Below are 17,435 nucleotides of genomic sequence, written 5' to 3'. Positions count from 1 at the left end.
AGTGGATATTATGACGGATAAAACAACCATTATTGTTCACAGCGGCGATATGGACAAAGTGTACAGTGCACTTATTATTGGTAATGGGGCCCTATCCATGGGTATGGAAGCTTCATTATACTTTACTTTCTGGGGATTAGAACGCTTAAAAAAAGATGGACTGGAAAAAGGACCTCTCTCTAAGATGAATATGGGTGGTCTTGGCAAAAAAATGATCAACAGCCGCATGGAAAAAGCCAATGTAGCATCATTGGAAAGATTAATGACAGATTATAAAGAACTTGGCGGTAAAATAATAGCCTGTGAGATGACCATGGAAATCATGGGGGTTGAAAAAGATGAAATGCGCCAGGATCTAATAGATGAGTACGGAGCAGTGGGTACTTACATCCAGGAAGCTCGGGATTCAAAAATAACCCTGTTCATATAAGGAGAGTTGGTATGAATGTTTGAAGACTACATCTATCTGGATAATGCTTCCATGACCCGTCTGGATGAGAGGGTTTTTGAAAAAATGAAACCCTATTTTTTTGATACATATGCCCTACCCACCTCAGAATCAGGATATTCAATGGGAGTTGAAGCTAAAGAGGTGCTGGAAAAAAGCAGGGAGAATATTGCTAAAATTTTAGGTGCTGAAAGTTCTGAATTTATTTTCACATCAGGATTCACCGAATCAAGTAACATAGCTCTTAAAGGTGTGGTAGGGGCATTAAAAAGAAAAGGTTCACATATCATCCTGTCAAAAATTGAAGATTATTCTGTTTTAAATACGGCTAAAGCTCTGGAAAAAGAGGGCTTTAAGGTTACCTATCTTGATGTTGATAACACAGGGAGGGTAGATCCGGAAGTTTTAAAAGATTCCATCACCTCAAAAACCATTCTGGTTTCTATTCAGCATGCTAATCAAGAAATTGGAACTATTCAGAATATTAAAGCCATAGGAGAACTGTGTCAGGAAAAAGAAGTTATTTTTCATACTGATGCTACCCACAGCTTCAAGAGAATACCCTTAGATGTTAAAAAAATTCCAGTAGATTTAATTACCATGTCTGCACACACGATCCATGGCCCTTCAGGTATTGGTGGTCTTTATATCCGGAAAGGAACTCCCCTTAAAAAGTGGATGGATGGTGGTTTTCAGGAATTCAACCGTCGTGCTGGTCTGGAAAATATTCCCGGTGCAGTTGGCTTTGCAAAAGCAGCCCATCTGGTCACAGTAGAAGAAAACCAGGCTTTGAAAAAAATGCGTGACCACTTAATGGATAGGATTCTCTCAGAAGTGCCCCAATCTATTCTAAACGGTCATAAAACTAATAGAACACCTCAAAATGTTAATATAACCTTTGAATTTGTAGAAGGAGAATCCATAACCCTGCACCTTGATATGCGAGGGTTTGCAGTAAGTACCGGGTCGGCCTGTTTTAGTCGTTCCCTGGATCCCAGCCATGTTATTCTGGGTATAGGAGGAGATCATGAAAGGGCTCATGGTTCAGTAAGATTTACACTTAGTCGCTTCACCACCATGGATGATGTGAATCGTGCTGCTGATGCCGTGGCCAGTGTGGTGGAGAATTTAAGGAAAATCAGCCCCCTGGGATAAAATTAGACTATAGATTGAAATTCATTTTGTACATATCCCCCGGGTATTGCCAGTAATGTTCATCACTATTTATTATCCCCATCTTTTTTTTTATCTGTCGGATCTGGTATAACGCCCACTTGATTTTCAAATTTATCTACCTGTTTAGTCAGCCATGTTGCTAATTGTTTTGCAGCTAAGGGAGGTAGAACTAATTGAGCCTTCACTTCCCTCATAACATTGAATGATCCTGAATTTAATGGTTCATCTTGCTCCAGTGGTTCTTCAGAAAAAAATAAAATTCTAAAATCATGGGCACTATGGCCTCCAAAAGCCCCTGTAGCATAAATTTTTGGGGATTCTGAAGGAATTACAACCGGGATTCTTTTTTCTGCTTTATTTTGTTTTTCATTCATTTCAAATCAACCCCAATAAAAGAATAAGAAATTTTTTCAGGTGAATCAAAATCAGTTCCATCCATTTGATAAAAATCAACAAAAGATTCTCGATTATTGATTTTTTCTTCCTTTTCAGCTTTTTCTAATGAAATTTCCATTTTACGAAAGGTATTCCTCACTCTCAAGAATAGATAATGCCACTGCCCTTTTATCATCTTCTTTTAATTTAAATTGTTTTGGTTTTAATCCACTTTGTTCCAGAATGCCTATGTGATTTAGTTCATTAATATGACGGTAAGCGGTTTTAGGAGATGTATTAGAAATTCTAGCTATTTCATCAATTGTTAAAAATTCTCCCCAATTCTCAACAAGCTCTTCTAGAATACTAATCCTTTTAGTATCACCAAAAATTCCTTTTAGAACACTTGTCATTTTTTTCCCCAGCCCCAATATTTTTAAAAGTAGTTTAATGTTGAATTATTAAACATGCCCCGTCCAGAACTTTCAGTTGAAGAGACTATAGGTTAAATATCTACGAAAAAAAGGTATTGACTTATTTGGGCAAAAAATGCATATCAAAACATAAAAATATCCGATTAGAGACCATCAAAGATGAATTACCTAATAAGTATGAGAAACATGTTAATAAAGCTCTCCAAACCTTGCACACTGAAGGATTGGTTTTTAAATACCGGCACAAAAATTATGGTTTAAGTGCAAAAGGTGTCATTGTAGCTCAACAATTAAAAGAAGATTTTAGAAAAAAAAGATACGGAGATCTTAAAATCCTCATGTTAGTATAATGCTCTGGCCATATTCTGATTTAACGAAGTTTTTTTAAATATTAGCTTGATAAACAGTGCAGATAATTAAAATAAAAAATTATTTGAAAAATTTAAATACTTTGAAAAAGAATATTTCAAATGGTATTGCTATGACTTCAGAAACTAAAATTTCAAAAGGTTTTCAAACTGTGGTTCCATCACATATAAGAAAAAAATTTGATGTTGGCCCGGGAGACATTTTAGAATGGAAACCCACCGAAAAGGGGGCAGAAATCAAATTCCGTAAGAAAGTAACTATAGATGACATTTATGGAATATGCGATGGGCCAAAAACCAATGCTGTAAAGCTTAAAAAGAAAATACAAAGAGGAGAAAAGCTTTGATATTTATTGATTCTTCTTTTTTTATTGCCGCAATTAATAAAAAAGATCAGTGGCACCAAAAGGCTGGTGAAATTCTTCCCATAATTAAGAATGAAGAAAAAATTATTTCAGAGTTAATTTTATCTGAATCCGTGACACTTATTGGAAGTCTTTTTGGGGGTAAAACAGGTATAAAACTGTTTAATTACATCTTAGATAATCATGAGATTCACTATTTAGATAAAAATCTGATTTTTGATGCAATGGAAATATTCCTGAAATATGATGGAACCTTATCCTTTGCTGATTCTGTATCAGTGCAAATAATGAAAGATTTGCAAATAGAAAAAATAGTTTCATTTGACTCTGACTTTGACAAAGTTAAAAAAATCAGGAGAATTTATTCCGAATAAATATCCCATCATCTCCTCATCCTTAAATAACCCCCAATCCAACCACAAACCGCCCCATTAATAGCCCCCACTAAAGTTAGAGGGATTAAAAAGAGATATGCTCCGGTTAAAAGACCGCCTAAAAAGAAGGAAATAGCTCCGGTAATAAGAGCATTCTTAATACCCAGCACCTGATCTTTAAATAAGTACCCCGCCATGATTAAAAGTGCAAAAATCAGTAATGTGAATATACCGGGAGTAAAAGCATATATGATGGTTATGGCTACAGTTACCGGTATGACCACCGACCATTGGATATTATTCAGATTAAACTCATTTTTTATAGACTCCAGACTTAAACCCCTACCATAAGGGGAATTATAGTAGGTATTCCCATAGGATGGTCTCTGGAACCGGTTTTTAAAATCATTAGCAAATCTAGAAAGCCTGTTTTTTAAATGGGCCGGGATAGAAAGCAAGTTATTTATTTTATTTTTTATTATTTCCCTGTTAGTAGGTTTTTTAGCCAGGATGATAGGCTTCCAGCGGGGATCCACAATATCCAGATTTTCTACATATCTAACGTTTCCACCACAAGGGCATTTATCCCTAAAATCTTTGGTTTTTTCACCTTTTTGTAGTTTATAGTAGCTTTTGCATTTACCACAAATCAAATAACCCATTTAATCACCAGAATAATTAGAATCCTTAAGTTAAGGTATAATGGACTTTTATTGTATAGTTTATGTTATTTAAATATTGTTTAATTTGGTTATTTTGAACCAAACCCCCGCTTGAAGACGTAAAATTTAAGTATAATGCTCTCTAAGGTAATTTAAATAATACGGTGAATTTATGGAAAAAGTAGTTAATATAAATCCCCTATTTTACATTAGTGGGTTGGGTATGGTAGCTGTGGCCATTATAGCCATTTTATACATTTTAAACCAGAACGCTTCCCCTTTTATCCTCTTTTTAGGAGGGTTATCCTGGATAATATCTGTGGCCATGAAGTTTTTATGGGCCAGCAAAACCAATAAAAAAGTTCTGGAATATTTAAATGACCATTTATCCCCTGAACTGTCAGGTCCCTTATCCTGGAGTTATATTGGATTGTTAACCGGAGTATTTGAGTGCGGTTTTGTACTGATACTGGTATTATTTACACCCCTATTATACCAGGCTACATGGATAGATGTTTTAGCCTTTGGGATTGGATTTGGAGCAATTGAAAGCCTTTTTATAGGAATAATAAGTATCCTGACCCTGATTAAACCCCAAAATATCACCCCAGATACCCTGGAAAGATATGAGCTTAATCGTAACAACCTGTTAACCATACCATTGGGGATTGTAGAGAGAATATCCACCTTATTTATACACATATTCACCTGTGCTTTAATATTCATCGCCGTCCAGGAAGGCAGTTACTTCTTTTTCTGGGTTTCTTTTTTATTTAAAAGTCTGATAGATTCTATTGCTGGATGGTTGCATCTGGAAAAGGATATAAAAAATGTTAAGAGTGCTTATCAGCACTGGAAGTACCAATTAATATTTTTGGTTTTGGGAATTGTCAGTTTAGCAGGTGTTTTGATTTTAGGAGGCATCTAAAAAATCCAGATGTCTTAAATTAAACGTATTTATTAAAAAATTATAGGTTTTAGATCATGTTAGAATCAGGAGAAATGATATCACTAAAATTAAAAGAAGAGGAAGATAACTTAAGTTCCCGTAACCCCCTGGCAGATATAATACTGGGAGTAGTAATTCCCTCCATTATTTTAATGAAGCTATCTGGTCCGGATATGCTGGGTTATTATCTGGCCCTTTTTATGGCCCTGGGATTCCCTCTAGGTCTGGGAATGTACCGGTATTTGAAAACCCGGAAAATGAATCTATTTGCTATACTCGGGTTTAGCAGTGTAATATTAACCGGGATTCTGGGTTTATTTGGGGCCAGTGCACTGTATTTTGCCTTTAAAGAAGCCCTAATTCCAACTATTTTTGCTTTAGCATTCCTAATTAGCATGAAAACTAAAAAACCATTAATAATATCTCTTTTTTTAAATGAAAAGTTATTGAATGTTAATCTTATTGAAGAAAAAGTATATGAGAAATCTTTGTATCGGAAATTTAATAATATTGTTTTATGTACCAACTTATTTTTTGTGGCTTCCTTTAGCCTTAGTGCTATTTTGAATTTTGTTTTGGCCGTTATCATACTGCAGAGCCCACCCCAGAGTGCTGCATTCTTAGAAGAGTTAGGAAGAATGAATTTTATATCATTCCCGGTTATTATGGTACCGGTGGTGGTGATTTCAATCCTGGCTGTAATTTACTTTTATGTAGCCACCTCCAATCTGTTAGAGGTGTCCATGGATGATATTACCAAAAAGAATAAAAAAAATAAATCCTCCTAATATTTGCAGAAATACCAGTAGGTATTTAATCAGTCGTACTGATTATTCCAGTTAATACAAAAAAATATATTCTTAAATAATATAAATCATATTAATCTGATTAATATTCTAATAAAGGAGGTGATATGGTGAAAAATAACAAGATATGGCAAATAGGATTAGTTATGTTACTTTGTTGTATTGTGGCTGTATCCGGGTGTACCACCACTGAAAATACAACTACTTCTGATACATCAGGTACAAATGCTTCCAGCACAGAGGATGTTTTAGTCACGGTAAATTATAATGGTAACTGGGGTGGATCTGCAAGTGGTGAATTTGGATACAAGGAATTATCTGGTAATGGTGAACAAACAGTTAATTTAGGAAAAATATCCGGTATTTTAACTGTCAGTACCTGGACAACAGCAGGAACAGGGCCTATGAGTCTTAAAATAACTAGAGGTGATGAAACCCTGGGAGAGCAATCCAACTCCTATCCGTCAGCCACTGTAACCATAACGGTTTAAATTCCTTCTTTTTTTCTTTTTATTTAGATAAGTCCTTTAAAAAAATAAAATGGTTTTAAAAAATCACTAAATCATCCAGCTCCAACTGCCTAAATATAGGAATATCAAAAATAAACCAGGTTAAGGGTGGATACCCTTAAATTGTTTGTTAATTTATTCAATGGATATACATTCCCATGGCTGGTTTTCTGTATCTATGGTGGCAAATAGCTCTTTATCTAAGTCCTGGAAGAGATCCTCGCAGTCGAATTTCAAATCCGCAGATTTTTTTACCGGATACATTTTACCTCTTCCACTTTTAACCACTATTTCTCCTTCTCGGGTTATACCCACTACTAATTGTTTTATTTCTTTGGCCATATTATCAACTTTTAGGTAACTTTTAAAATTTTATGTAAACCTATCATTAATACATTAGTATGGAGGGGAAATAAATAATTTATTTTTTTAAAATGAATTTATCAAAATAAAAAAAAAGAGAATTGTAACTTTAAAACATTTATCTCTACATAAATTAATCATTCTCATCTCATCATCTATATTTTTTCCAGTTTTAATAGTTCCGGACGTACCCGGGATAATAAAGATAATATGGCTGCGTTGGCTAATCCCTCTAAAACGGCCACCAGTAAGTAGAATGGTATTAAAGTGGCTAATATAACTTCTAAGCTGAATATTCCTGCAATTAATAAAATCACAGTCTGAATGAAGGTGGCCATAATAACCCCCATGAAAGTACCTGAGAAGACTCCCAGCCTAAAATCAATACTCCTCAATACTCTATAAAATGCACAGGTGGCCAGAGTCAGGGGTAAACCAATAGTCACCGCATTAGCACCTAAAGCAACAATACCGCCCATTCCCAGGAAAAAAGCCTGAATTAAAAGTATTATTACTGCTACTGTAGCGGCGCTAAATGGCCCTACTATTAGAGCCACCAGAGGTATCATGAAAAAGTGGATGGGTATGCCCAGGGGAGTGGGTATGGAAAGGGAAGAAAGTGCAAAGGCAGCAGCAGCCAGAAGTGAAGTGGTTATCATTAGTTTATGTTTATCTTCAACTTTAGATAGTTTATAGAGATATATGATCAGGGTTATTCCGGTTATTATCCAGTAAATCAATGACTGCCCTAGAGGCAGGATTCCATCAGGTAAATGCATTATAAACCTCCATTTCCAAATATCAATTTTATTTGAATAATATTAAATTTAACTTAAATAAGGTGGAGGTAGTATATAAGATTAACTATAAAGAAACCTCAGAAGACCTTAAAATTTAAAAAGGGTATTATTAATCCAGAATAAAACCTAATAATTATTAATAAGAAATAAATACCGACTTAAATTATTTAGTTATTTAAAGGCTTCAATTAGTTTAATTTAATGAACTAATTTCCAGTGAATCAAATTTGATTTAACAAAACCATAACCAATCACTTTAATACTATTTAAAAGTAATTTTATCTTAGAATAATATAGAGGGCTTACGGATAACTTCAGGCAGCGATAATATGGTTAATAAGAAGAACTACGTCATGGAACTTAAAGCAAAGGATATTCCTCTGGAAAAAATTGGAGGAAAGGCACTCAATTTAAGTAAAATGTCAAAAGCTGGTTTTAATATTCCACCCGCATTTGTAGTAGGGGTGGATGCCTATGATTTTTTTATTAAGCAGAAGTTAGAAGCTGAAATATCGAAAATACTTGCATCTATTGATTTTAATAATGATAAATCCTTGTCTGAGGGATGTGCCTCCATTAGAAATTTAATTAAGACAGAAAGAGTGCCAGATGCCATACTGGTAGAAATTAATAATAAAATAGAAAGTCTTCCACCAGGTTACTATGCGGTAAGATCATCTGCAACATCAGAAGACCTGGATGATGCCAGTTTTGCTGGACAACTGGATACTTTCTTAAATATAAGAAAAGAAGATATTTTAGAAAAAATTAGTGATTGCTGGGCATCTTACTGGAATAACCGGGCAGTTAAATACCGGCACGACTCCTCTATTGAACACCTGGATACGGCACAATCCTCTGCTGGTATAGCAGTACTGGTACAAAAGATGGTGAATGCCACCGTAAGTGGAGTAACCTTCACCGCCAACCCGGTAAATGGAAGTGAAGATATAGTTATTGAATCCACCTGGGGTCTGGGTGAAGCTATTGCCTCTGGTTTGGTCACCCCGGATACTTTTGTTTTAAGTAGAAATGGTGAAGTGCTGGAAAGGAAGATTAAATCCAAAAACAAGGGATATTTCCTTAAAAATGGTGAAAATACTTTAGTGAAACTAAAAAAAGAGGATCAGGAAAAACCTAGTCTTGATGGAGAAGTTCTTAAAAAATTATTAAAAAGAGCTCTGGAATTGGAAAGCTTTTTTGGGGCTCCTCAGGATATTGAATGGGCCCTGGAAGATGGAAAAAAGGACATATATATACTCCAATCAAGGCCCGTGACCACCCTCAGCAGGGATAAGGATGATATTTTATGGACCCGGGCTTATGGAGATGAATACTGGGCCGATGCCACCACCCCGCTTTTTTTTGATGTGATGGGTAAAATGCTCACTGATTATGTGAACCATGAAGGGGCCCGGATAATGGGTTATGCTGAGATAACAGACTCCAAACTGCTAAAACTCCATAAATCCAGGGTTTATTTTAATAGCTGGGTTTTAGAAAAAGCTTTTTCTTATTACCCTAAATTTGCCCGGTCCAAAGAATTATTAAATTATTTCCCCCTGGATGATCAGGAACGAATATCAAAATATCCTTCTATTTTACATAAAACCTTGCTTTCCCAGATTTTAGTAGCCATCAGGGATCCAGATGGTATGATGCACCGGACCGATAAAGCCTATAGAAAATGGGCCCATGGATTCCTGAAAAAATGTGAAGATTTTGATGAGATTGATTTAGGAGTATTAAATAGCGCCCAGCTTATGAAGCTTTATAATGACATTGAAAATGCAGGAATAAAACACTACCAGCTGATAAGGTACGGTATGGTCTCCCATTCCATAGCCACCAATTTAATGATAAAAAACTGGCTGGTTGATTGGTTGGAAGATAAAGATGGCTCCCTTTATGCTGGTTTGATATCTGGTTTAGAGGATAATAAAACAATAGAAATGAATATCCGATTTTCAGATATGGCTAAAATTTTAAGAGAGGATTCAAATTTACAGGGCATGATAAATTCAATTTCTGATTTAAGTTATTTAACTCAAACCCAGCTAACTGAATTAATTTCTTCTAATTCCGAATTTGAAGAAAGTTTTAATCAATTTATTAAGGACTATGGTCACCGTTCCAATACCAGGGAAATACTTTATCCCCGCTGGAGGGAAGATAAAGCTTACATTTTAGAGGTAATAAAATTATTATCATCATCAGATTTGGATTTGCGAAAAAAAGAAGTAGAGAGTAAAAAAAATAGGTTTGAAACTGAAAAAGAAGTTTTAAAAAGAATAAAAAAGCAAAACTTCGGTTTTTTCAAAGCCAGAATATTTAAAATAGTGCTAAATTTAGCCCAGACCTATTTAACCTTCCGGGAAAATCAGCGTTTTTATTTAGATCATTTGCTTTTCCGGCAAAGATTGATGTTGCAGGAAATGGGAAGGAGATTAATACAAAAAGGTGTAATATCGGAAGGGGATGATGTTTTCTTTTTCTATGAAAAAGAGTTATTTTCTTTTTTTAATAAATCCTCACCAGATAAGAGGATTATTTCTTCCTTAAAAGAGAAAATTCTAAAAAGAAAAAAGGAATTTTTCCGTTATAAATCATCTCTACCTCCAAAATTCTTAAAAAACGGGATTGAATTTGATGATACCGTTATGGAATATAAGCCTAGTGCCATTTATGGGGCTGCTGCTAGTCCCGGAATATTCCAGGGGGTGGCCCGGGTGGTGGAATCTATTGGAGAATTGTCACAGCTGGAAGAAAATGAAATCCTCATTACCAGCAATACCGATCCTGCCTGGACTGCCATATTTTCAAAATTAGGAGGTCTTATTACCGAAACAGGGGGCATATTATCCCACGGAGCGGTAATTTCTCGTGAATATAGGATACCTGCTGTTACTGCAGTTAAAGGAGCTACTAAGATTTTTAAAACCGGTGATGAGTTGGTGGTGGATGGTAATGAGGGAGTAGTTTATATAAATGAAACGAATTCTTTAAAAAAAAAATAGAGGGTAGGTGATGGTATGGATTTAGAAACACTAAAAAAGCATGAAGAATGGAATGAAAGCTATTATTTTAATTTTCATGACCAAAATAATGATTTAACGGTCTTTATGCGTATTGGGAATAAAGTTAATAAAAATGAAAAGTCCATGTTCTTTTATTTGATGTCTTCTGAAATTATGGCTGGAATTAAATTGGAAGTTCCCTGTGATGATAGACCCTGGAGCATTGCCGGTTTAGAGTACCAGGAAACAGGTCCCTGGAAATGGAGACTGCAGTATGATGGTCCCCTTTTTAATCCTCAGGATAAATCAGAATTTAAAGTTAAAATGGATGTTATATGGGAATCTTTAAACCCTCTGATGGATTATAGTAACTGTGTGGATGAAAAAGAAACCCAATTATCATCTAAAGTTGCATCAGAGCATTATGAACAGTTTGGAAAAGCAGAGGGTACGATTATAGTTGATGGAAAAGCATGGGAGATTGAGGCCCTGGGTGAAAGGGATCTTAGCCGGGGTATACGCCAGTGGGGATCACCCCGGATGTGGATGTGGATAAATTCACAGTTTTCCAGCGCAGAAGCATTTAATATCACCAAACTTTCTGTAGCAGAAGGAGAGATAGATGCTGGATATTTTTATCAGGACGGAGTTAATAATACCCTTATAAAAGCAGATATAGATTTAAAAATGGATAAGGGAGTGCCTTCTAAATTTTCCATGCTATTAAAAGATAATAAAGGTGGGGAGTATCCGGTTGAAGGGAAGGTTATTAGAATGAGCCTTATTCCTGTTGAAGGGGATATGATACTTATGGAGACTCTTTCCCATTGCACCTGGGATAATAAAGAAGGTTATGGTGTGGCAGAGTTTCTGGTCCCTGATTCTAAAAAGATAAAGTAATTACTGAGCTTAAGTCATATATGTCCTCTGATTAGATCCAGATGAATTTAATTTTCATAAAACTAAAAAAAAAAGGTGAATAATTAATGTGGGAATCTATTGGCACCATTCTGCATGGTGATCCGGTTGATAAAAAAGAAGTAAACCGAATGAGGGATCTGGTATTATTTGAGGGCCCAGAGACTAAAAAAAAGCTGGTAAAATTTTTCTGCCTCCTTATTCTCTCTTCAGGTATTGCTACTTATGGGCTTTTAGGAGATTCTGTAGCGGTGGTTATCGGGGCCATGATTGTCGCACCCCTGATGTTACCCATAATGGGACTTGCTTTTAGTATAAGTATTGCTGATCGTCTTGCCATTAAGCATTCATTACTTATAAGCATAGGAGGCATACTAACTGCCATAGCAGTGGGTTTTATTTTAGCCTGGCCTTTAAGTAATTTTTTTCAAGTCCAGAATATTGATCAGGTGATGGTTCGGACTTCTCCCCGTCTTTTAGACCTTCTTGCTGCCCTTATAACTGGTTTTGCCGGGGCTTTTGCCATGTCCCGCCATGATGTTTCAGATACCCTTCCCGGGGTAGCCATTGCCATATCTCTGGTGCCTCCACTGGCCAATGTGGGTATTTTAATGGCAACATCAAATTATTCGCTGGCTCTGGGCAGTCTTCTACTTTTTATGACCAACTACTTTGCCATCCTCCTCACCGGAGCAGTGCTTTTTGGGATTATGAGCTTTCCAAAAGTAGCCATTCTTAAACAATCCTTAAGTGCTAAAAGAAGCGGTATTGTCATAGCTATAGTAATGCTGGTTTTGATTGCAGTACCTCTGGGTTATACAGGCCATAATATTTTTATCAACAATAGCATAACCCAGAATGTTAATGAGGCCTCTATCAACTGGTTAAGTGGAAGTGGATTTGAAGTTATTTCAGTTGATGCTGAATCAGCCAATGAAGAAGTTATATTAAGAGTTATAGGAGAGGGCGAGTTACCACCTATTGCAGATCTAGAAGAAATGATAAAAGGAAAACTTTATGGAAAAACCTTAAAGGTGGAAGTGGTTTATTCCAGTACCTATTTCCTGGAGAGTGGATAATTTATTATTTGATTAATCATTTTTTAGTATCAGATTATCCCCTATTTGATGGACCATTTTAAAGGGGATTATGGTTTCAGATGTGGATAATTTGAAAATATTTGCCATTCCACCCTGACCCATAATTATAGATTTAATTTCCCGGGTATCATCATCCAAGACCACATCTATTACCTTCCCCACCACCATTCCAGAATTATTTAAAACATCTTTTCCAATAATTTTTTCATTTATTCTGATTCTTTTATCTGATTTAATATTTTTATTCCCGCTTAAACTTTCTATTTTTTGATTTATTCTGGAAATACTGGAATTAATGCGGAAACTATTATCAAAAACCAGATCAAAGTGTTCATCATCCTTTTTATTCATACTGAAAATTCCTCCCCCAGAAAATTTTTTAAAACATTCGCCTTAATATGAGGTAATAGATTCCTGAATAATCTAAGATCTATTATTTACTTAATTCTATAAAATATTATTCAAAATATACTTAAGTTCCGGTTATATCAAAAAGTCATTCCGTTTAGCATAAATAATAGATTAACATTGAACATTAAATGGAGAGCTCCCCCAATTTTTTCCGGCACAGAAAAAAAACTCACTCTGTAATTAATAAAGTAATAATATTTTTTAATGTATCTCTGATATCCAAAACTATAATTAATTAGTAAATTAAATAAAATAAATCTTAATTTTAAAGTATTACATTTAAAGAAATTTTTAAGGTGAGTTATTAGATGAAAAATTGGCAAAAATTACTGGGAATTTTATCATTAATAATAATTATAGGAGTAGCTTTATCCTTTTTAGTATTTATTAATGAATCAGAGTCCAGTGAGAGAATAAATATATTATTATTAGGTTCAGATGACCGTACCGGGCAAATGAGGGGAAATACAGATTCAATGAGTGTTTTATCCATTGATAAAAACACCACAGAGGTTTCTCTTCTTTCCATACCACGGGATACCCGGGTTGATATTCCTGGAAGAGGGGTGGATAAAATAAATTCAGCCTATCCCTATGGAGATATTGATACTACCATAGAAACTGTGGAGAACTTCCTGGATATAAGAATTGATTATTATATTCTGGTAGATTTTAAAGAATTTAAAGAAATGGTGGATACCCTGGGAGGTATCACCCTGGATGTGGAGCCCCATGTTGCTAGTGCTGTTCCAGAATTACATGGAAAATCTGGTATAAGTAGATTAAATGGTGAAGAAGCTTTAGCATATCTTCGCTTTAGGTTTGATGAAGATGCAGACCCGGGAAGAGTAAGAAGGCATCAAAAAGCAATACAATCTATTATACAGGAAACATTAAACCCATCAAATATCAGTAATGCCCCTGCTATTTTAAACCAGCTGCGTAAAAATGTAAGAACCAACATCCCCCCTCTAGAAGCCACTTTGATTGATACACTGATTCAGGGATATGATATAGAAAATTCTAAAACCGCGGTAATTACTGGAGAATGGGTTACCATTAATGGAATTGTTTATCTCATTCCAGATATGGATAAAACTGAAGAAATGGTAGTGGAATTAGGGTTGAGAAAGTAAGGCCCTATTCCAATGAGACTAAATGAAATACCTCCTATTTCTTTAGTAATTATATCCCCTTCAGTTAGATGACCTGTTTTTACTAAAAGAAAGTAAAAACTATAATCTACTACTTATTTATTTAATTTTTTAATGAAAATAGCGTTTTATACTTATTCTATTTGAATAAAAAGATTTACTCTTGTTTTATGACTTTAATTTGATAAACGTTTTTTTTCGAAAAAATTAGATAATCCTGTCCCCAGATAGAAAGGTAAAGTTTTAATAAAATTGGATACAAATTATTATATACAAATTTTTGGGGGGGAACTAATTTGATAAAAGAAATATTACTTTTGAGTTTAGTAGTGATGATGTTGGCTGGTGCCGCATCTGCAGCTAAAGGAGGTATGCCTGCAGCACATGGTGTAGATGGTAAAACATTCGGTGCTGCTGTAAGCGGCCTGGCGCAAACCAATCCTGCAGCTTTAGCTGACCATGTAAGTGCAAAAGCTGGTGGATTGCCTGCAGCACATGGTTTAAGTGGAAGTGGTTTTGGTGCTGCTGTAAGCGGCCTGGCGCAAACCAATCCTGGAGCTTTAGCTGAACATGTAAGGGGAAAATAAGAATTAATTTCTTTTTTCTTCTTTTTTTATTTTAAAAAAATCTTTTTTTATAATTAATAGAAAAATATATAAATAAGCCAAATTTATGACCAGAATTTTAATTAAAGCCATATTTAAGCCTATTTTTAATCGAATCCTTTTTATAAGATGAAAATGGAAATAAGTATATGGGTCCTGATAATGAGAAAATACGGCCAATAATTATTAGAAAACCAGAACTAAGGGATGGTAACTCGATTTACCAGCTGGTATCCCATTCACCCCCACTGGATATTAATTCTTTGTACAGTTATTTACTGGTATGTACACATTTTAATAAAAGCAGTGTGGTGGCTGAATACCAGGGGAAAATAGTAGGATATGTTTCCGCCTATATCCATCCTCATAAAGAAGATACTCTTTTTATCTGGCAGGTTGCTGTTGACTCCTCTATGCGAGGTAAGGGTTTAGGCCACAAGCTATTAATGAAATTAATAGAGAGAAAAGGACTTGAAAATATAAGATTTTTGGAAACAACGGTAAGTCCTTCCAATCATGCATCCCGGGCTTTATTTGAAAAATTAGCCCGGAAAATGCAGGCTAATTTAAAAGAAGTGGAATTCTTAAGTAGTGACCTTTTTGGTGAATCCGGTCATGAAGAAGAACCCCTCCTCATAATAGGACCCCTTAAAAAATCAGGAGATTAGTTTAAGATATATTATGACATCACCCCTTGGTGATAAAATAAGAGTGATTTGATGAAAACTTTCAAACAACATGAATCTCAAGTTAGAAGTTATGTTAGAAGTTTCCCTGCTGTATTTGAAAAGGCAAAAGGATCCATCCTTTGTGACGAGCAGGGAAAGGAATATATAGACTTTTTTGCAGGTGCTGGAACCTTAAATTATGGGCATAATAATCCCCTGGTATCCAAAGCACTGGTGGATTACATTAATAAGGATGGTATAATCCATGGCCTGGATAAGGCCACCACCGCCAAAAAGCAGTTTCTGGATCAGTTTTATGACACCATACTTCAACCACGACATATGGAATATAAAATCCAGTTCACCGGACCTACCGGGACCAATGCTGTTGAATCCGCCCTTAAATTAGTCCGGATGGTGAAGGGCAGGTCTAACGTCATATCATTTACCAATGCCTTCCATGGATTAACCATGGGCTCCATGGCTGTAACTGCCAATGCATTTTACCGGGATGAAGCCTTTATTAATCGTACCAATGTGAGTTTCATGCCTTTTGATGGGTATTTTGGAGAAGAGGTAAATACAGCCGAGTATTTAAGAACCTTTTTAGAAGACCAGAGCAGTGGAGTGGATCTGCCGGCGGCTATAATCCTGGAAACCATACAGGCTGAAGGTGGAATCAATGTGGCCAGTGATAAATGGTTGCAGGATATTGAACAAATCTGCCGTGACTTTGATATTCTGTTAATTGTGGATGATATTCAGGTGGGAAATGGTAGAACCGGTACTTTTTTTAGTTTTGAAAATGCAGGAATCAACCCGGATATTATAACCCTTTCCAAGTCTATAGGAGGAGGTTTACCCCTTTCCATGGTACTCTTAAAAGGTGAACTGGATCAGTGGAAGCCAGGAGAACATACCGGTACATTTAGAGGTAATAATCTGGCCTTTGTAGCATCCCGTGAACTTTTAAGTTACTGGGAAAATGATAGTCTCTCCCAAACCGTTCAAAATAAAGAAAAGATAATAAAAGAAAGATTAAATGAAATATCAAACAAATTCCCCACCATCGATTCTAAAGTACGGGGAAAAGGAATGATATGTGGACTTAAAGTTCCTCTTAGAGGTTTTTGTGGAGATATATCTGAAGAAGCATTTTCCAGAGGTTTGTTAATTGAACTGGCCGGAGCCCAGGATGATGTGCTTAAATTATTGCCTCCTTTGACCATTGAAAATGACTTGCTGCAGGAAGGTTTGCAAATTATTGAGGATTCTATTGCCTCTGTTCTGGAAAGAAGAGAAGCCATGGTGGAAGGTCTCAATCATGATAGTTAAAACCATTAAAGATATTGAAGGAACCTCCCGGGAGGTTTTTGCCCAAAATGGTAACTGGGTAAGCAAGCGTCTTCTTTTAAAAGAAGATAAAATGGGTTTTTCCCTTCATGAAACTATAATTAAAGCCGGTACTGAAACCTTAATATGGTACAAAAACCACTTAGAAGCAGTATACTGTGTTGAAGGAGAAGGTGAGATAGAAACCACCAGGGAGGGCGAAATATATACTATTAAACCCGGTACCATGTATGCTCTGGATAAAAACGACCGTCATTATCTGCGGGCCTTTAAAAATGATCTGAAACTGTTATGTGTTTTCAATCCCCCTCTAGAAGGAGGGGAGGTACATGATGAAGATGGTTCCTATCCTCTCTGAATAATAAAATCATATAATATGATTAAGAAGTAATCAATTGAACTAAACATTTAAAAGAGGAAAACTTTAAACCCCCATTATTTTTTTTTATTTTTACGATTTTTTTAAGATTCCCGATATAAATGAGGCTATTTTCACCAAAAACAGAATTATTAAATAAAATGGCCTTAAAAAACCCCTCTACTTGTCAATAATCAAAATATTATATAGTCATCAAAAACA

General features: G+C 35.5%; 23 protein-coding genes. 16 read left to right on the top strand and 7 right to left on the bottom strand.

What is annotated here, in order from left to right; translation table 11 throughout:
• The first annotated feature begins 10 nt into the window (after window positions 1-10).
• Both HYG87_RS09525 and HYG87_RS09520 read left to right on the top strand, forming a co-directional pair.
• Complete coding sequence (locus tag HYG87_RS09525; protein WP_211532935.1) at window positions 11-430, top strand: DsrE/DsrF/DrsH-like family protein; 420 nt, start codon at window positions 11-13, stop codon at window positions 428-430.
• Between the two features lie 15 nt (window positions 431-445).
• Complete coding sequence (locus HYG87_RS09520) at window positions 446-1,603, top strand: cysteine desulfurase family protein (RefSeq protein WP_211532934.1); 1,158 nt, start codon at window positions 446-448, stop codon at window positions 1,601-1,603.
• Window positions 1,604-1,668: 65 nt separating this feature from the next.
• On the opposite strand, the gene HYG87_RS09515 is transcribed toward HYG87_RS09520, so the two are convergent.
• Genes HYG87_RS09515 through HYG87_RS09505 form a run of 3 tightly spaced genes read right to left on the bottom strand, consistent with a single transcriptional unit; the run spans window position 1,669 to window position 2,412 of the window.
• Window positions 1,669-1,998 carry a DUF3467 domain-containing protein gene (locus HYG87_RS09515; RefSeq protein WP_211532933.1) on the bottom strand — a complete coding sequence of 110 codons (330 nt, stop codon included), beginning with the start codon at window positions 1,996-1,998 and terminating at the stop codon, window positions 1,669-1,671.
• Window positions 1,995-2,138: a hypothetical protein gene (locus HYG87_RS09510; protein WP_211532932.1), complete on the bottom strand. Its 144-nt coding sequence runs from the start codon at window positions 2,136-2,138 to the stop codon at window positions 1,995-1,997. The genes HYG87_RS09515 and HYG87_RS09510 overlap by 4 nt, the downstream gene beginning before the upstream one ends.
• A gap of 1 nt (window position 2,139) precedes the next feature.
• Window positions 2,140-2,412 (bottom strand): helix-turn-helix domain-containing protein, encoded by a 273-nt coding sequence (locus HYG87_RS09505; protein WP_211532931.1) that lies wholly within the window; start codon window positions 2,410-2,412, stop codon window positions 2,140-2,142.
• A 125-nt stretch (window positions 2,413-2,537) separates the two neighbouring features.
• On the opposite strand from HYG87_RS09505, the gene HYG87_RS09500 reads away from it, so the two are divergent.
• The 3 genes from HYG87_RS09500 (at window position 2,538) to HYG87_RS09490 (ending at window position 3,540) form a co-directional block, all read left to right on the top strand.
• Window positions 2,538-2,783 carry a hypothetical protein gene (locus HYG87_RS09500; RefSeq protein WP_211532930.1) on the top strand — a complete coding sequence of 82 codons (246 nt, stop codon included), beginning with the start codon at window positions 2,538-2,540 and terminating at the stop codon, window positions 2,781-2,783.
• 131 nt (window positions 2,784-2,914) lie between these two features.
• Window positions 2,915-3,148 (top strand): AbrB/MazE/SpoVT family DNA-binding domain-containing protein, encoded by a 234-nt coding sequence (locus tag HYG87_RS09495; RefSeq protein WP_211532929.1) that lies wholly within the window; start codon window positions 2,915-2,917, stop codon window positions 3,146-3,148.
• A complete protein-coding gene (locus tag HYG87_RS09490) occupies window positions 3,145-3,540 on the top strand; it encodes a type II toxin-antitoxin system VapC family toxin (RefSeq protein ID WP_211532928.1) in 396 nt (131 codons plus the stop codon). Before HYG87_RS09495 ends, HYG87_RS09490 begins: the two co-directional genes overlap by 4 nt.
• Before the next feature lie 8 nt (window positions 3,541-3,548).
• Here HYG87_RS09490 and HYG87_RS09485 read toward each other — a convergent pair whose 3' ends face one another.
• A complete protein-coding gene (locus HYG87_RS09485; protein WP_211532927.1) occupies window positions 3,549-4,202 on the bottom strand; it encodes an MFS transporter in 654 nt (217 codons plus the stop codon).
• 172 nt (window positions 4,203-4,374) lie between these two features.
• On the opposite strand from HYG87_RS09485, the gene HYG87_RS09480 reads away from it, so the two are divergent.
• The 3 genes from HYG87_RS09480 to HYG87_RS09470 all read left to right on the top strand — a co-directional run bounded on the left by HYG87_RS09480 (window position 4,375) and on the right by HYG87_RS09470 (window position 6,448).
• Window positions 4,375-5,130 (top strand): YhfC family glutamic-type intramembrane protease, encoded by a 756-nt coding sequence (locus HYG87_RS09480; protein ID WP_211532926.1) that lies wholly within the window; start codon window positions 4,375-4,377, stop codon window positions 5,128-5,130.
• A 56-nt stretch (window positions 5,131-5,186) separates the two neighbouring features.
• Window positions 5,187-5,939, top strand: coding sequence for a VC0807 family protein (locus HYG87_RS09475; protein ID WP_211532925.1), 753 nt, complete (start codon window positions 5,187-5,189; stop codon window positions 5,937-5,939).
• Between the two features lie 125 nt (window positions 5,940-6,064).
• Window positions 6,065-6,448 carry a hypothetical protein gene (locus HYG87_RS09470; protein WP_211532924.1) on the top strand — a complete coding sequence of 128 codons (384 nt, stop codon included), beginning with the start codon at window positions 6,065-6,067 and terminating at the stop codon, window positions 6,446-6,448.
• Window positions 6,449-6,601: 153 nt separating this feature from the next.
• On the opposite strand, the gene HYG87_RS09465 is transcribed toward HYG87_RS09470, so the two are convergent.
• Window positions 6,602-6,808, bottom strand: a complete 207-nt coding sequence (locus HYG87_RS09465; RefSeq protein ID WP_211532923.1) for a hypothetical protein — start codon at window positions 6,806-6,808, stop codon at window positions 6,602-6,604.
• 176 nt (window positions 6,809-6,984) lie between these two features.
• Entirely contained in the window at window positions 6,985-7,608 is a 624-nt protein-coding gene (locus tag HYG87_RS09460; protein WP_211532922.1) for an energy-coupling factor ABC transporter permease, read from the bottom strand.
• Between the two features lie 350 nt (window positions 7,609-7,958).
• On the opposite strand from HYG87_RS09460, the gene HYG87_RS09455 reads away from it, so the two are divergent.
• The 3 genes from HYG87_RS09455 to HYG87_RS09445 all read left to right on the top strand — a co-directional run bounded on the left by HYG87_RS09455 (window position 7,959) and on the right by HYG87_RS09445 (window position 12,643).
• Window positions 7,959-10,646, top strand: a complete 2,688-nt coding sequence (locus tag HYG87_RS09455; protein ID WP_211532921.1) for a PEP/pyruvate-binding domain-containing protein — start codon at window positions 7,959-7,961, stop codon at window positions 10,644-10,646.
• Between the two features lie 15 nt (window positions 10,647-10,661).
• The gene (locus HYG87_RS09450) at window positions 10,662-11,546 is read left to right on the top strand and encodes a DUF7065 domain-containing protein (RefSeq protein ID WP_211532920.1); all 885 of its coding nucleotides are present in this window, start codon (window positions 10,662-10,664) and stop codon (window positions 11,544-11,546) included.
• A gap of 86 nt (window positions 11,547-11,632) precedes the next feature.
• Window positions 11,633-12,643: a DUF389 domain-containing protein gene (locus HYG87_RS09445; RefSeq protein WP_211532919.1), complete on the top strand. Its 1,011-nt coding sequence runs from the start codon at window positions 11,633-11,635 to the stop codon at window positions 12,641-12,643.
• Window positions 12,644-12,655: 12 nt separating this feature from the next.
• Here the strand turns inward: HYG87_RS09445 and HYG87_RS09440 are convergent, their stop codons facing one another.
• Complete coding sequence (locus HYG87_RS09440) at window positions 12,656-13,015, bottom strand: PRC-barrel domain-containing protein (RefSeq protein ID WP_211532918.1); 360 nt, start codon at window positions 13,013-13,015, stop codon at window positions 12,656-12,658.
• Window positions 13,016-13,383: 368 nt separating this feature from the next.
• Here HYG87_RS09440 and HYG87_RS09435 point away from each other — a divergent pair, with 368 nt between their 5' ends.
• The 5 genes from HYG87_RS09435 to HYG87_RS09415 all read left to right on the top strand — a co-directional run bounded on the left by HYG87_RS09435 (window position 13,384) and on the right by HYG87_RS09415 (window position 17,213).
• Window positions 13,384-14,211, top strand: a complete 828-nt coding sequence (locus tag HYG87_RS09435) for an LCP family protein (protein ID WP_211532917.1) — start codon at window positions 13,384-13,386, stop codon at window positions 14,209-14,211.
• A 314-nt stretch (window positions 14,212-14,525) separates the two neighbouring features.
• Window positions 14,526-14,816 carry a hypothetical protein gene (locus HYG87_RS09430; RefSeq protein ID WP_211532916.1) on the top strand — a complete coding sequence of 97 codons (291 nt, stop codon included), beginning with the start codon at window positions 14,526-14,528 and terminating at the stop codon, window positions 14,814-14,816.
• Between the two features lie 167 nt (window positions 14,817-14,983).
• Window positions 14,984-15,502 (top strand): diaminobutyrate acetyltransferase, encoded by a 519-nt coding sequence (gene ectA / locus HYG87_RS09425; protein WP_211532915.1) that lies wholly within the window; start codon window positions 14,984-14,986, stop codon window positions 15,500-15,502.
• 51 nt (window positions 15,503-15,553) lie between these two features.
• A complete protein-coding gene (ectB, locus tag HYG87_RS09420) occupies window positions 15,554-16,837 on the top strand; it encodes a diaminobutyrate--2-oxoglutarate transaminase (protein WP_211532914.1) in 1,284 nt (427 codons plus the stop codon).
• On the top strand, window positions 16,827-17,213 hold the full coding sequence (locus HYG87_RS09415) for an ectoine synthase (RefSeq protein WP_211532913.1): 387 nt from the start codon (window positions 16,827-16,829) through the stop codon (window positions 17,211-17,213). The genes ectB and HYG87_RS09415 overlap by 11 nt, the downstream gene beginning before the upstream one ends.
• Window positions 17,214-17,435 lie beyond the last annotated feature (222 nt).

The sequence above is a fragment of the Methanobacterium alkalithermotolerans genome (genome assembly GCF_018141185.1).
In the GTDB taxonomy this organism is placed as follows: Archaea; Methanobacteriota; Methanobacteria; order Methanobacteriales; family Methanobacteriaceae; genus Methanobacterium_F; species Methanobacterium_F alkalithermotolerans.
Note: the sequence above shows the minus strand (reverse complement) of the source record. Positions and strands in the feature narration are given on the sequence as shown.